The 15,675-nt window shown below is 36.4% G+C and carries 16 protein-coding genes; 15 read left to right on the top strand and 1 reads right to left on the bottom strand.

Annotation, left to right across the window (positions count from 1 at the left end; genetic code table 11):
* The first annotated feature begins 5 nt into the window (after positions 1 to 5).
* The 15 genes from I573_RS02195 to I573_RS02125 all read left to right on the top strand — a co-directional run bounded on the left by I573_RS02195 (position 6) and on the right by I573_RS02125 (position 14,415).
* Entirely contained in the window at positions 6 to 356 is a 351-nt protein-coding gene (locus I573_RS02195) for an EF2685/EF0750 family sortase-dependent surface protein (protein ID WP_016184939.1), read from the top strand.
* Positions 353 to 1,099: a WxL domain-containing protein gene (locus I573_RS02190; protein WP_016184938.1), complete on the top strand. Its 747-nt coding sequence runs from the start codon at positions 353 to 355 to the stop codon at positions 1,097 to 1,099. The genes I573_RS02195 and I573_RS02190 overlap by 4 nt, the downstream gene beginning before the upstream one ends.
* A 23-nt stretch (positions 1,100 to 1,122) precedes the next feature.
* Positions 1,123 to 1,905 (top strand): WxL domain-containing protein, encoded by a 783-nt coding sequence (locus I573_RS02185; protein WP_016184937.1) that lies wholly within the window; start codon positions 1,123 to 1,125, stop codon positions 1,903 to 1,905.
* An 8-nt stretch (positions 1,906 to 1,913) separates the two neighbouring features.
* The gene (locus I573_RS02180) at positions 1,914 to 2,687 is read left to right on the top strand and encodes a WxL domain-containing protein (RefSeq protein WP_211213389.1); all 774 of its coding nucleotides are present in this window, start codon (positions 1,914 to 1,916) and stop codon (positions 2,685 to 2,687) included.
* Between the two features lie 76 nt (positions 2,688 to 2,763).
* On the top strand, positions 2,764 to 3,852 hold the full coding sequence (locus I573_RS02175; RefSeq protein ID WP_016184935.1) for a WxLIP family cell surface protein: 1,089 nt from the start codon (positions 2,764 to 2,766) through the stop codon (positions 3,850 to 3,852).
* Positions 3,830 to 4,627: a class A sortase gene (locus I573_RS02170; protein ID WP_016184934.1), complete on the top strand. Its 798-nt coding sequence runs from the start codon at positions 3,830 to 3,832 to the stop codon at positions 4,625 to 4,627. The genes I573_RS02175 and I573_RS02170 overlap by 23 nt, the downstream gene beginning before the upstream one ends.
* A gap of 130 nt (positions 4,628 to 4,757) precedes the next feature.
* Positions 4,758 to 6,233 carry a helix-turn-helix domain-containing protein gene (locus tag I573_RS02165; protein ID WP_016184933.1) on the top strand — a complete coding sequence of 492 codons (1,476 nt, stop codon included), beginning with the start codon at positions 4,758 to 4,760 and terminating at the stop codon, positions 6,231 to 6,233.
* A gap of 99 nt (positions 6,234 to 6,332) precedes the next feature.
* Complete coding sequence (locus tag I573_RS02160; RefSeq protein WP_016184932.1) at positions 6,333 to 7,100, top strand: tyrosine-protein phosphatase; 768 nt, start codon at positions 6,333 to 6,335, stop codon at positions 7,098 to 7,100.
* Between the two features lie 54 nt (positions 7,101 to 7,154).
* A complete protein-coding gene (locus I573_RS02155; RefSeq protein WP_016184931.1) occupies positions 7,155 to 7,745 on the top strand; it encodes a sugar O-acetyltransferase in 591 nt (196 codons plus the stop codon).
* Between the two features lie 319 nt (positions 7,746 to 8,064).
* Positions 8,065 to 9,495, top strand: coding sequence for a 6-phospho-beta-glucosidase (locus tag I573_RS02150; protein WP_016184930.1), 1,431 nt, complete (start codon positions 8,065 to 8,067; stop codon positions 9,493 to 9,495).
* 125 nt (positions 9,496 to 9,620) lie between these two features.
* The gene (locus tag I573_RS02145; RefSeq protein ID WP_016184929.1) at positions 9,621 to 11,120 is read left to right on the top strand and encodes a phosphohexomutase domain-containing protein; all 1,500 of its coding nucleotides are present in this window, start codon (positions 9,621 to 9,623) and stop codon (positions 11,118 to 11,120) included.
* A gap of 81 nt (positions 11,121 to 11,201) precedes the next feature.
* Complete coding sequence (nagB, locus tag I573_RS02140) at positions 11,202 to 11,909, top strand: glucosamine-6-phosphate deaminase (protein WP_016184928.1); 708 nt, start codon at positions 11,202 to 11,204, stop codon at positions 11,907 to 11,909.
* Between the two features lie 111 nt (positions 11,910 to 12,020).
* Entirely contained in the window at positions 12,021 to 12,695 is a 675-nt protein-coding gene (gene sapR / locus I573_RS02135; protein ID WP_016184927.1) for a two-component system response regulator SapR, read from the top strand.
* Between the two features lie 10 nt (positions 12,696 to 12,705).
* Positions 12,706 to 13,740, top strand: a complete 1,035-nt coding sequence (gene sapS, locus I573_RS02130; RefSeq protein WP_016184926.1) for a two-component system sensor histidine kinase SapS — start codon at positions 12,706 to 12,708, stop codon at positions 13,738 to 13,740.
* The gene (locus I573_RS02125; RefSeq protein ID WP_016184925.1) at positions 13,741 to 14,415 is read left to right on the top strand and encodes a CPBP family intramembrane glutamic endopeptidase; all 675 of its coding nucleotides are present in this window, start codon (positions 13,741 to 13,743) and stop codon (positions 14,413 to 14,415) included. It abuts the gene before it with no gap.
* A 33-nt stretch (positions 14,416 to 14,448) separates the two neighbouring features.
* Here the strand turns inward: I573_RS02125 and I573_RS02120 are convergent, their stop codons facing one another.
* Positions 14,449 to 15,630, bottom strand: a complete 1,182-nt coding sequence (locus I573_RS02120) for a toxic anion resistance protein (protein ID WP_016184924.1) — start codon at positions 15,628 to 15,630, stop codon at positions 14,449 to 14,451.
* Between the last annotated feature and the right edge of the window lie 45 nt (positions 15,631 to 15,675).

Here is a 15,675-nt window from a genome sequence, read left to right as displayed (position 1 = left end):
GTGAGATGAAACGAATCTATATAGGAATACTCACTCTATTGATCTTATGCATTCCAATTCGTGTATTTGCAGAAAGTAATGACTATTCTACAACTGGCCAAGCAGGTTTCTACGGGGTGTATGAGCCGGAAACAAGTTCTTCAAGTTCGTCGATACCAGATTCCAAACCGAATCCAACAACGCCAAATCAGACAACACCAAGTATTGGAAATCAGCAAGTTAACTCGGATGGTTTTGGTATTTTACCTTCCACAGGTAGTGACGTAGGATATACAGTTTCAGTTATAGGGTTTTCATTATTATTAGGAGTTTTTGGGATGCTTTATCAAATGAAACAAAAGGAGGAAATGAAATGAAAAAAAAGGTTATTTTATTCAGTAGTATGTTGATTCTAGGGGGAGGTGTGCATACATTGAGCGTGCACGCTGAGGATGCAGTGTATCCGTCTCAAGGGAGTATTACCTTTGAAGAGGATACTTCACAAACAAAACCAGTTGATCCATTAAATCCAGACAATCCAGTTACACCAACGGATCCAGATGGAAATGAAGTAGATCCAGATAAAGGGACTCCTGGACCATTATCGCTTGATTTTGCATCAGATTTTCTATTTGGTACACAAAAAATAACTACAACAAACGAAGAATATTACGCAGCTTTACAAAGCTATAAAAAACAAGGTGCAACAGATCTATCCACAGGTCCTAACTATGTTCAAGTCACAGACAAAAGAGGAACACAACTTGGGTGGTCGTTATCAGTGAAACAGGAGGCGCAATTTAAAACGGCAGCAGCTGAAACATTAGACGGTGCCGCGATTAGTTTTGCTAATGCTACAGCAGTTTCAGCTGTAGATGAACAATATAAACCTACAATCAATGCTGGAGCAACAGAAACAGTTCTAGTGCCAGGCACGGAAACAACGATCATGACGGCTGCTGAAAAACAAGGAATGGGAACTTGGCTATATCGACTTGGTGATGAGACGACGGGGGATAAAAGTGTCAAATTAAGTATCCCAGGAAAGTCGATCAAATTAGCAAAAGAATATACGACAACATTGACTTGGACATTAGCAAGTAAACCAGTAAATGAATAGTTAAATTTAAGGAGGAAGACAACATGAAAAAAGCAATCGTACTTTGTTTAGGAATGGGGATAACATTATTTAGTTCGCAATTAGTCTTTGCAGAAGATGGAGGAGCATATACAACGGATGGAACGGTGACCTTTATGCCAAGTACAGACCCGACAAATCCGGTTGATCCAACAAATCCTGATCCAGATAAACCAGTAAATCCAACGAATCCTGATGGTACAGATCCAACACCTGGGACAAAAGGTCCGTTATCGATCGACTTTGCATCAAGTTTTGATTTTGGTTTAAATAAAATTTCAAATAAAACACAAACATACTATGCACGTGCTCAAAAATATAAAGAAGAAGGATTGATCACACCAAACTACGTTCAGATTTCAGATAATCGTGGATCGAACGCGGGTTGGACATTGACATTAAAACAAAATGGTCAATTTAAAAATGAGAATACATTAAACAAAGAATTGACAGGTTCAGAGATCAAACTTACAGAACCTACAGTAAAATCAGCTACAGTCGGTGTTACATCGCCAACTGCACAAGATGAAATCACACTTGATCCAAGTGGGGCAGAATCACGAGTCATGCAAGCTGTTAAAGATGCTGGTGCAGGAACATGGGTAGACGCATTTGGGACAGTTGAGACAGTAACTGAAAAAGATGCGGATAACAAGGATGTAGAAGCAGCGATCACAAAAGCGATTGCGTTGACTGTACCAGGAAAAACACCGAAAGATGCCGTGTCTTATACAACAACGTTGACATGGACGTTGACAGATGTACCAGGAAACGAACAGGGGGAATAATCATGAACATGAAAAAATATATGTTGGCAGGTTTGATGCTAAGTGCGATGTTATTACCTGCAGTTGCTTTAGCGGAAGAAACAGGAGCAGTGTATACTTCAAATGGTGCGGTAACGTTTACCGCGAATACGGATCCAACGAAACCAGTTGATCCATTAAATCCAGAAAATCCAATCACACCAACCGATCCAACGAATCCAGATGAAAATGGAAACCCAGGCGAGGTAACACCAGGAACTGCTGGTCCGTTATCCATTGATTTTGCCTCTAGTTTACAATTTGGTGAACAAAAAATTACTTCTACAACAGAAACATATTATGCTGCAACACAAAAATATACGACAAAAGATGGAACGGCAACTGAGGGGCCAAACTATGTTCAAGTCACGGATAATAGAGGGACAGAAAAAGGTTGGGTTTTAAAAGTAAAACAAAATGGTCAATTTAAAAATACAGATGGAAAAGAGTTAGTTGGTGCTAAAATTACATTAAATCAAGGGAATGTAGTGACAAATTCAAGTTCAACTAAACCAGTAGGAAAGGAAATCATCGAATTGACTCCAGCATCAGATACGCCAGATTCAGAAAATTATGGTGCTGAATCGATTGTAATGAATGCAGAAAAAGGCGGAGGAGCTGGGACCTATCTACATGCTTGGGGATCAGATGCTGAAACTGCTGCAAAAAGTATTGCTTTAGAAGTTCCAGGATCAACCACGAAATATGCTACACAGTATACAACAACGTTTACTTGGACATTGTCGGAGATTCCAGAAAACTAAACAACTGTAGCCACATAAGCAAAAGCATAGGAAAAGGAATACTTCCTTTTCCTTTACATAATAGGAGAGAATCATCATGAGAAGAATAAAAGTTATATATACGCTAGGTATCGCCCTGCTGTTTTTAGGGATCTCGACATTCGTTCACGCATCTGAATTTAACTTTGCAGTAAATCCAGTTATACCAGATAACCAAATAGACAAAGATAAATCTTATTTTGATTTAAAATTATCTCCCGATCAAAAGCAGACACTAAAGATTCAACTAAAAAATGATACCGATAAAGAAGTAGTGATCGAAGCCGGAATCAATAGTGCGACAACCAACTTAAATGGGGTAGTTGAATATAGTCAAAATGCGATTGAACCTGATGAAACGTTAGCATTTAATTTAAAAGAATATGCGAACATTGAACAAGAAATTACCATTCCAGCTAAAAGTGTAGTTGAAGTTCCTGTTGAGATCCACATGCCAAAAGAAACATTTGACGGAGTGATAGCAGGTGGAATAACGTTTAAAGAAAAACAAACAGAAAAGAAAGAAACGTCTAATGATAAAGGATTAGCAATCAAAAATGAATATTCTTATGTCATTGCATTATTGATGAGAGAAAATGCGAATCTTGTAGAACCAAAGTTGAATCTAATGAATGTAGAAGCCAATCAAGTCAATGCACGAAATGTGATTGATATCCAGTTGCAAAATCCAGTTGCACGCTATTTGAATCAGTTGAAATTAGTAGGTGAAATTACAAATAAAGACAATCCTGATCTAAACTATACGATCGATGCTGAAGGATTGCAGATGGCACCTAACTCTAATTTTTCATATCCTGTTGCCTTGAATGGTCAACGTTTGGAGCCAGGAAATTATCATTTACACTTGATCGCTTATGGAAATAAAAGTAGTGATGGGACCATTTCAGTAGAAACTAAAAATGGAGAAACTGCAAAATTTGCAAATCAATGGGAATTTGATAAAGATTTTTCAATCAGTGGAGAAACCGCTAAAAAATACAATAAACAAGACGTCACGATTGAAAAAAGTGATACGAATTGGTTATATTGGATCATTGGATTACTTCTATTGATTATTGCCCTCCTTATTCTTTTCTTAATTTGGAAACGAAAGAAGCAAAAGGATGAAGAAGAAGCAAAAAAATAATCAATATGTAGCGCTTGAATTATTGATAGATGGGTTATTGATCATTAGTCTAGTTCTTTTGACGTATCCATTATGGAAAGATAAAGTAATTAGTCAACAAATCAATCATCAAGCGATTATAGAATATGCAAATGAATTACCTGAGGCATATCCAATAGAAGAAAAAATCCATTCTTTATCACTTCAAGATAGTCTTAAACAGATTGGACCTAAAGAGTTGACCATGTATGGAACGATCCAAATCCCGGAACTAGATTGGATCCAACCACTTTATGTAGGCATGACGAACCAAAATTTATTTTATGGTGGTGTCGTCATGTTTCCTACACGAACATTAGCCAAAGAAAATATGGTGATTTTTGGTCATCATTTAGGTCTAGAGCAACTTTTGTTTGGCCAATTGGTGACAAATGCACGTGTTGGACAAGAAATTATAGTGTCATATCTGGATGAAGTACGCACGTATCGAATCAGTGATATTTTTTTGATCGATGAACAAGACCTAACTATCTTAGAATCGAGTGACACGCCAGTTTTAACTGTATTTACATGTCCGACACCTGTAGTGACGAGTCAACGATTTGTGATTCGTGCATATCCAGAAACAAACGTTGAACAGTTAACTCTCAAACATCAAAACAAACAGCTGCAAAAAGTGACGAATTATCAAAAAGAACAGTCAACAGTTTATAAAATAAATTATATCGTTATTTTAATTTTATTATTTATAATCATCTTAGTTAATAGGATGTTATTTAAATATTATTTAAAATAAGACTTTATGAATAATCATATAGTCTTATTTTTATTTTAATATATTATGTTATACAGTATCATATAAGTTGATAAATGATATTTGTGTTATTTTTTATATGTTGGTGAATGGATATAAAGGAGGAGGTAATATGGGGAGTGACCTATCGCAATTGTACGATCCAGAGATTGAACGAGTAATTTATATATTAAATGCACTAGAACGTGTCGATGGAAAGATTTTATTGAAAGATCTTGCCGTTCAGCTAGAGATGAACGAAAAAACAGTCATGCGTTATGGAGAATTGATTGCATCTTTTCTAAAAAAAAGTGGTGTGCACACGATTGAATTTGCTTTTGATAATCACATTGTAACGTGGGAAGTATATGATATCAGTGACTATCGTTTTTTTCGGAATTATATCGTCCAACAATGTGCCATCGTCCAATTAGGTGTACGTTTGATCTTAGGAAAGCGTGTCAATCGAATTCAATTTATGGAAGAATTTTATCTTTCTGAATCGACTTTAAAACGCCGGTTAAGTAGTATGCGAAAGCTATTAAAAGAATACGCCTTAAATATCAAGACATCTCAAGGAGAGTTGATACTGATAGGAGATGAATCCATCATTCGTCGATTGGCACGAGATGGACTGATGAATTTATATGAATATTCACCGTGGCCATTCGAATCAGTAGACGAGCGTCAAATCGATCTATTTATTGAAAAAGTATTCGAACTTTCTGATTTTAAGTATCGACGCGCAATGGAATCAGAAGTCATCCAAACAATCAAATATGATTTAGCGATTCAGATGACTCGTGTCAAGTTAGGATATAAAGTTCAATTATCCGAACGATTACAAGAAAACGTGCGAGTAATTGAACTGATCCAACAAGCAAATATATTGCCATTAGACGTATTTCGTCTGTCGACTACTGAACAAGAATATTTGATTTTCCAAATTTTAGCTAAGGATTTTTTCTATATGCGCCCTAAAGGAAAACAAGTGCTGACGCTGATTACATCGGAAGAACTGCCTTTAACTATGTTTTTAAAAAGTGCGATGACAGCTTTTTCATATGAAATCACAGCACTTTCTACTTCTTATCAAAACGAACTTTATCCATTTTTTTTAACGATTCATTTGAATGATTGGCTATTTCCAAAGTGGATCAATTCGATTCATTACCGTGAATTAGATATTCGTGTGCCTCAATTAATGGATAACTTGGCAAACTATCTAAAAGAATTAAATGCGTACTATCCAAATTATATTATTGGTCCGATCGAAGTTTTGCAAAAAAACTATGGCAAATTAGTGGCCTATTTAACTAACTTGTCCTTTCAGGAACGAAAAATCAAAGTTGGTTTTATTGGAGCACGTACGATTTTAGAAATTCGAACAGCAGAAAATATCGTCCGAGAATCTTTTTCTTATTTGTATAACATCACTTTTGACTACGATGCTCCAGATATTATGATCCATTTGAATCAGTATGAACATCGGGTCTCCAAACAAGTTCAAGAACCTATGATTCGTTGCTTTGTGACGTCCGCATTCTTAGTAGAAGATATGTCTACGATCCGCCAAGCGCTTTTTGATTTTTTTAATAAAAATAAGTAGGCGCTACCTTACAAACTTGTTCGAAAAATTCTCTTTTCTTCACATGAATTTTGTGTAGATAATGAGTATTATAGAAGTATCAAAAAAGGAGTGGCGGATATGCAAATACAATTAAACTTACATAATGCAGAAAATGTACGGGATATGGGAGGCTATCAAAATCGATTTGGACGGACGATTCGGTCTAAAAAATTGATTCGTTCAGCCGATTTAAGTCAACTGTCGACAGAAGATCAAGAATTCTTATATCAATATGGTGTACGTAAAATCATTGATTTTCGATCGAAAGAAGAACGCGAAGCAAAACCCGATGCCACGCCGTGTGGAATAACTAATTATTTTTTGCCAGTATTTGATACTTCTGCTTCGCCACAAGGATTGATGACACAGTTGCAACAAAATAAAACTGCAGACGAGATCATGATAGACTTATATCGTAATTTCATTACCAGTCCACAAGCTCATGCGACATATCGGATCTATCTCGATATGTTATTGAAAAATGAACAACCAGATCAAAGTATTTTGTTCCACTGTACAGCTGGAAAAGACCGAACTGGTTTTGCTGCTGCTTTGTTTTTATTGTTGATGGATGTAGAGAAAGAAACGATTTTTGAAGACTACTTACAAACAAATAAACACTTGACTGCAAGCTTGTCGCAAATGAAAGAACAAGTGAAGGAACTGACGCTACCTGATGCGATCATCAAAGAATTACCAGTCTTTTTTGAAGCAAAATCAGAATATTTAGCTGCTAGTTTTGAACAAATGGAAAAAACATATGGCAGTACGGAACGATTTTTATCAGAAGCACTCCAAGTGACACCTGCTGAAAAAAATGAATTACAACTGATCTATTTAGTTTAAAAGACGAGAGTACTCGTCTTTTTTTGTTATACTCAACTAAAAGGAGGAATCGATGTGAAACGAACTGAACGTGAAAAAATGTTAGCTGGAGAAGCTTATGATTGCAGTGACCCGAGTTTACTTGCTAGATGGCATAAGGCAAAAGATTTAGTACGTGAATATAATCAATTGGATTCGTTAAATAGTCAAAAAAAATCTGAGATATTGCACCAATTATTAGGTAAAGTAGGAAATGAGGTTTGGATAACTCCTCCTTTTTTTGTCGATTATGGTGAAAATATTTATTTAGGTGAAGGCTGCGAGATCAATATGAATTGTACTTTCTTAGATGACAATATAATTAAACTTGGTGATCGAGCATTGATCGCACCCAATGTTCAAATCTATACAGCCTATCATCCGACATCAGCTAAAGAACGATTTGTCTCTACTGGTAAACAAGTAGAGTTTTCATTTTGTCAAACACTCACTGCACCTGTAAGTATAGGTAATGATGTTTGGATCGGTGGCGGAGCGATTATTATGCCTGGGGTAACGATCGGAGATAATGTAGTGATTGGTGCTGGAAGTGTTGTTACAAAAGACATTCCTAGCAATGTGGTCGCATATGGAAATCCTTGTCGCGTGCAAAGAAAAAATAGTTAAAACTAAATGAAAGCGTTGACTTTTTTGGGCAGATTCGTTATAGTAAAAGAGTAGAAAAGATGGATAGTGATTGTTTAAATACAAGCTAGACCTGATTTTTTTAGATAAATGAAGGATACAGTTGTGTTCTTTTTATGTCTATTAAGTCAGGTCTTTTTTTGCTATTTTTTCATATGATCAGCACCTTTTATACTATCCCACTCCAATTGAATCGTCGATATTCAAGGAGTAAGACTGAAACAAACAGTCGAAAATGGTACAATAGCAGTATGCGGTGAAACCGCAACCAAAAATTAAACAAGTAGAGGAGATCGAGTTCATGGGATTTAGAGAAGACTTTTTATGGGGCGGCGCAACAGCAGCCAATCAATGTGAAGGTGGCTATAATGAAGGCGGACGTGGTTTAGCAAATGTTGACTTAGCACCTGTTGGAAAAGATCGTTTTCCAGTGATCACTGGCGAAATGAAAATGTTTGATTTTGACGATGAGCATTTTTATCCAGCAAAAGAAGCAATCGATATGTACCATCATTATAAAGAAGATATTGCCTTATTTGGTGAAATGGGCTTTAAAACGTATCGTTTGTCGATTGCTTGGAGTCGTATCTTTCCATTAGGTGATGAAACAGAGCCTAATGAAGACGGACTACAATTTTATGAAGATCTATTTAAAGAATGTCATAAACATGGGATCGAACCGTTAGTGACCATCACGCACTTTGATTGTCCAATGCATTTAGTTGAAAAATACGGTGCTTGGAGAAGCCGTGAGATGGTTGGGTTTTATGAAAATCTTTGTCGTGCGATCTTTACTCGCTACAAAGGACTTGTAAAATATTGGTTAACATTTAATGAAATCAACATGATTTTACATGCTCCATTTATGGGTGCAGGACTTTACTTTGAAGAAGGCGAAGATCAAGAAAAAGTAAAATATCAAGCGGCACATCATGAATTATTAGCAAGTGCTGTTGCAACAAAAATCGCACATGAAGTTGATCCGGAAAACCAAGTGGGATGTATGCTAGCAGCTGGAACGAACTATGCATATACTTGTAAACCAGAAGACGTATGGGCAGCACGTAAAGCAGATCGTGAAAACTTCTTCTTTATCGATGTACAATCACGTGGAGAATATCCAGCTTATGCCTTAAAAGAATTGGCGCGTAAAGGAATCGAATTGCCAATCGAAGACGGCGATTTAGAGTTATTGAAAGAACACACAGTTGATTTTATCTCATTTTCTTATTATTCTTCTCGTGTTCAATCAACAGATCCAAAAATCAATGAACAAACCGCGGGCAATATCTTTGCTTCTGTTAAAAATCCTTATTTAGAAGCAAGTGAATGGGGCTGGCAAATTGATCCACTAGGCTTACGTGTAACGATGAATGACCTGTATGATCGCTATCAAAAACCATTGTTTATCGTAGAAAATGGTTTAGGAGCTGTCGATACACCTGACGAAAATGGTTATGTAGTCGATGATTATCGTATCGAGTATTTAGCAGCGCACATTCAAGCAATGAAAGATGCGGTTGAATTAGATGGTGTGGATCTATTAGGTTACACCACTTGGGGCTGTATCGATTTAGTCAGTGCTGGAACGGGTGAAATGAAAAAACGTTATGGTTTTATCTACGTCGACCGTGACAATGAAGGAAACGGGACATTAAAACGTTCGAAGAAAAAATCATTTGACTGGTATAAACAAGTCATTGCGACAAATGGTGAAGATTTAAGCAATTAAAGAATGATGAACACGCTCTTTTAAAAAGAGCGTGTTTTTTTGCTATCTAATTTTAAAAGTTTCAGGTACACTTATTTTATAGTAATAAAAACTAAAATTAAGAAAAGTACGGGAGGTATTTGATTGTGGGAACACTAGCATCGTTACAAAATGGATCGGATATTCGAGGAATTGCGATTGAGACCGATGAACATCAAGCAAATTTGACACCAGAAGCAGTAGAAAAAATCGCTTATGGTGTGACATCTTGGTTGATGTCACAAAAGGGATATCAACATCCTTTAACAATTGGGATAGGTCGTGATAGTCGGTTAAGTGGACCGATATTGGTACAGCATTTTATTAAGGCCTTACGTGCTCAAGGTGTTCAAGTAATCGATTTTGAATTGGCGACAACACCTGCAATGTTTATGGCGACACAATTTGAGGCGTTTAATTGTGATGCTGGAATCATGTTCACAGCAAGTCATTTGCCTTATTATTTTAACGAGATCAAAATATTTAGTCGCGATGGTGGTGCAGAAAAAGAAGATATTCGCTTTATTTTAGAACATAGCCATTTGTCGGAGACAAAAGAAAACGGGGAATTATTAAAAGCTGATATTTTAACGCCGTATGCTGCAGATCTCGTAAAAAAAATCAAAGCTGGTATGAAGACAGATCAAGAACAACCTTTAAAAAATTGGCACATTATCGTGGATGCCGGAAATGGAGCAGGTGGTTTTTTTGCGAAACATGTACTAGAAGTACTTGGCGCAAATACGGATGGTTCACAATTTTTAGAGCCAGATGGCGCGTTTCCTAATCATATTCCAAATCCAGATAATAAAGAAGCGATGGCGAGTATTCAAAAAGCTGTCCTAGCTCATCAAGCCGATTTAGGTGTGATCTTTGATACGGATGTTGACCGTTCAGCAGTCGTGACAAAGTCTGGTGAAGTGATGAATCGTAATAATTTAATTGCTGTATTAAGCCAGATTGTCCTACACGAATACCCTGGAACGAGCATTGTAACCAATTCACCAACTTCTGATCATGTAAAAGTATTCATTGAATCACTCGGTGGAAAGCAAGTGCGTTATATCTCAGGCTATCGTAATGTCATCAATAAAGCAATCGCGCTAAACAACGAAGGGATCGACTCTCAATTGGCGATCGAGACTAGTGGACATGCAGCCTTTAAAGAAAACTACTTTTTGGATGATGGTGCCTATGTGATCGCTAAAATTTTGATGTTACTTCCTCAATTAGCTAAAGAAGAAAAAAGTTTAGATGAATTGATGGCGGACTTAAAACAACCAGCTGAAACAAAAGAAATCCGCTTCTTGATCAAAGAAGATGCACGAGTAAATGGTCAACAAGTAATTGATTCGTTCAAGACATTTTTACCATCAGGATTTACTTTAGATCCAGAAAATGAAGAGGGAATTCGCATGAAAATCAGTGAACCGTATGGATCAGGCTGGTATTTACTTCGATTAAGTCTTCATGAACCTTTGTTAGTCCTACAAATTGAAAATGATGAACCTGGGCATTTGAAAGCAATAGCAGCGGCTATTGCGCAGCAAATCGCACATTTTCCGGTTGTTGATCAAACTAATATGAAGGCTTTTTTAGCAGAATAACCCAAAATGGTCTAGACAATACTTGCATTTTTTTGAAACCTATGTTAAATTTGGTATATACCAAAGAGAGAGGTGCAGAATATGAAACTTATTCAAGTAAACAATGCAGCAGAAGGCGGAAAAAAAGCGTTTGACTTAGTAAAAGAAGCAATGGAAAATGGCTTAGAAACGATGGGCTTAGCAACAGGTAGTACGCCTGAAACGCTCTATCAAGAAATGGTATCAAGCGATTTAGATTTTTCTAAGCTATCCTCTGTAAATTTAGATGAATATGTTGGACTTTCAGCTACCGATCCACAAAGTTATCATATGTATATGCACGAGCATTTATTCGCACAAAAACCATTTAAAGAAAGTTACATTCCAAATGGAAAAGCAACGGACTTATCTGCTGAGTGTCAGCGTTACGAAAAAATCTTAATGGATCATCCAGTTGATCTGCAGATTTTAGGAATCGGACGTAATGGACATATCGGTTTTAATGAGCCTGGAACTGCATTCGATACACCAACACATGTAGTTGAATTGACCGAATCTACTATTCAAGCAAATCAACGTTATTTCGATAAGATCGAAGACGTACCGACACAAGCGATCTCTATGGGGATTCAATCGATTATGAAGAGTAACATGATTATTTTACTTGCTTTTGGCACAGCTAAAGCGGAGGCGATCAAAGGAATGATCGAAGGCCCGATCACAGAAGAGCTGCCTGCAAGTGTATTGCAAAATCATCCAAATGTGATTATTATTGCCGATTCAGACGCAACTTGTGAATTAAGTCAATAAATTGAGTAAAGAAGGAGAGCATCTCCTTCTTTTTTTTGTTACAATGGAGAAGAAAATAAACTATACGTTTAGTGGATATGAACGGGTTAAGGATTAAAGGAGGACGTTATCATGGCGAAAATAATGATTGTAGAAGATGAAAAAGTGATTCGTGAATTAATTAGCGAAGAATTAGAAAAATGGCAATTTGAAACTTACGGAACTACAGATTTTCAAAAAGTATTTGACGATTTTCAACAAGAACAACCACAACTTGTGTTATTAGATATCAACTTGCCTGTTTTTGATGGCTATTATTGGTGTCAAAAAATCCGTGAAATCTCGAAGGTACCGATTATTTTTATTTCAAGTCGTAATACTAATATGGATATGATCATGGCAATGAATATGGGAGCAGACGATTTCGTTACAAAACCATTCGATTTAGATGTTTTAGTAGCTAAAATCAATGCACTGTTGCGTCGATCATATAACTATGTTGAAGCTAGTCAGGAAACTTTATCTCATAACGAGCTTGTATTGAATGTCGACAATAGTAGTGTCGAGATCAAAGGTGAACTTGTTGATTTGAGTAAAAATGAATATCGATTACTGTATATTTTAATGAAAAATCACGGGAAAATTTTAAGTCGAGAAAAATTATTACGCGCTTTATGGGACGATGAACGATTTGTTGATGATAATACATTAACTGTGAATATCAATCGGCTTCGTCGTAAAATCGAACAAGCGGGAGTTTACGGCTATATCGAAACGAAAGTAGGCCAAGGCTATATCGTGCCGTGAGGATAGTGGTATGACGATACGAAATTATATCAAGGATCAGTGGTTGACGTATCTTGGCTGGATCGTATTTTTTATGCTTACGGTATTTGTCATATGGTTGACGCCCAATTATCCATTCGAATGGAGTATTGCGGGATATCTATTTGTGATTGAATTTATCGGACTAGTCGGGATCCAGTCGATTCATTATGTTTTAAAACGTAGTTGGTGGCGAAAATTAGCAGTCTCAGAAGATTACAGTGTATTGCAAAATTATTTAACCGGAGCGCGGAGTTCAGTTGAAAAATTGCAGCAACAGTATGTAAATCAGGCTATTCAAGAGCATCAAGCGATGATGCAAGAAGTAATCTCCGCGCAAGAAGAACAAAAAGAATATATTGATTCTTGGGTCCATGAAATCAAACTCCCTTTAGCAGCTAGTCAATTATTACTACGCTCAATCGAATTTGATATACCAGATGATAAATATATCGCACTAGAAAATGAATTAACGCGCATGAATGATTATGTTGAACAAGTCTTATACGTTGCGCGATTAGAAAGTTTTACAAAAGATTATTTGATCCAAGAAAGCTCGCTAAAAGAAACGATTCAGCCAGTCATTCGTAGTCAGGCGAATTATTTTATTCAAAAAAATATTCGTTTTTCTTTGATTGGCGAAGATGAAGTCGTATTGACTGATCCGAAGTGGGTCGCATTCATCTATCGACAAATAGTATCAAATGCCATTAAGTATACAGATGATGCTGGAGTTGTCATGACACGAATCGAAAAACAAAAGCGTGGTGTGATGTTACATATCGTAGATACAGGAATAGGTATTCCTCCAGAAGATCTAAAACGAATTTTCGACAAAGGATTTACCGGAACGAATGGCCGTAATGCCCAAATCCATTCTACAGGGCTAGGACTTTATCTAGCGAAAAATTTAGCACAAAAATTAGGAATCGAGTTGACGGTTCAATCGCAATGGAAGGAAGGAACGACTGTTTCTTTATTCTTCCCTAAATTAAGTTATTATAATGAATACGAGGAGGATGAGTAGGTGAACAGTTGGACAAAAAAAGAGTATTTGGGTCTTTGTGTGATTCCGATAGAATTGTTGATTTCCGTTTTGATTTTTAAAGTATTCTTTAAACATATTGGTGCAAATGCTTCATTAATTATTAATTTTATTATTTTTGGATTAGGATTGCTTACGATGCTCTATCTATTTGGACCATTTTTAAAAGAGCAATTTCAACATTACAAGCGACGTTTATGGCTAAAATTGCTTTTAAACATTATTCTGACGCTTGGGGCGTATATTCTTTTATCTTTCACCAGAGGATTGATGGGAAGTTCTCTAGAAGCCAATCCTTTAGAATCCATCACGTATGCTTCTTTATTCGTGATGATCGCCGCTAGTATCCAACCATTAATGGCGCCGTTTTCAGAGGAGTTAACATTTCGTTATCTGCTATTTATGAAAATCAAGCCCGGAGTAGGGAAAGTCCTTATGTTTTTTGTTTCTTCTGTTTTATTTGGACTAATCCATTACTTTAATTTTAACGGCTCTGTTATTGATACCGTACCATATATGATCGTAGGTGCATATTTTGCATTGATTTGTTATTTCTTTAAAAATATCTGGGGTTCGATTTTTACTCATTTATTTTTTAATGCAAGCAATAGCCTGTTTCCGGCACTATTGTTATTATTGGCTAAACTTATTAATTAAAAAAACGAGATATCATTATGATATCTCGTTTTTTTATTGGTTTCGTTGACTTGTTAGATCTAACAGTTTGTCTTTCAAATCATTTTCCATTGTATGAAGCTCTAGTTCTGCACTTCGACGTTTTTCTTTTCCTTCTTGTTGAATTCGCAAGGTTTCTTGAATCGTTTCAATCAAGTCATTTTGAGTTTTTTGCAGCGTTTCGATATCCACGATGCCTCGTTCGTTTTCCTTAGCCGTTTCGATAGCGGAAATCTTCAACAACTCAGAATTTTTCTTCAAGAGGTCATTTGTTGTTTCGGAGACTTGTCGTTGAGCAGTCACGGCGTCTTTTTGACGAAGTAACGTTAACGCGATCACAACTTGATTTTTCCATAATGGAATGGCCGTAGAGACAGATGCTTGGATTTTTTCAGCTAAAGCTTGGTTCGTATTTTGAATCAAACGAATTTGTGGCGCTTGCTGAATGGTAATTTGTCGAGCTAATTTTAAATCGTGCGTCCGTTTATCTAAACGATCTAAAAATTGCGTATAATCATTGACGATCTGTGCATCCATTTGATCACCAGTCTCACGCGCTTTTGCAGTCGCTTCTGGAATGATCGTTTGTTGCAATTCATCTATTTTTAGCTCGCCGGCTGCAATATAAATATTTAATGCATCAAAATAATCTTTATTTTTTTGATACAATTCTTCAAGCATCTGATTGTCTTTTAATAAGCCATCTTTTTCTTGGGTTAATTTGACCGCTACTTTATCGATTTGAGCGCCGATTTTTTGATATTTTGCCGTAACTTCATAAATGGATTGTTTTACTTTTCCAAACATTCGTTGAAAAATATTGCCCTCACCAGCACGAAGTTCGTCAGGATTCGCTTCTTGTAATCGATACATCAATTCGCTCAAAGAATCACCGATGGGTCCGATATCTGAAGTTTGGACATGATCAAGCATTGATTGTGAAAATTGGCTTAGTTTTGTTTGGGCATTCGCACCATACGTAATGACAGCTTGCTGATTGGTGACATCGATTTTTTCTGCTAAATCGCGTGCTTGCTTTTGACGTTCTTCTGGTAATTTATCGATTAATTTTTGAGTATTGACAGGTGTTACAGGTGCATTTGCTGTAGCTTGCTCCAATGGAAAATCAAACGGATCTGCTAAAAGATCATCTAATGCATCTGTTTGAGTTGTACTAGGTTTCAATTGTTCATCCATAATTTTTCCTCCTAAAGGCGATATCGTAGCAAAAAATCTAGCATA

Source organism: Enterococcus sulfureus ATCC 49903 (assembly GCF_000407605.1).
Classification (GTDB): Bacteria; Bacillota; Bacilli; order Lactobacillales; family Enterococcaceae; genus Enterococcus_G; species Enterococcus_G sulfureus.
The sequence above is the reverse complement of the archived record's forward strand: the minus strand, read 5'-3'. Positions and strand labels throughout refer to the sequence as shown.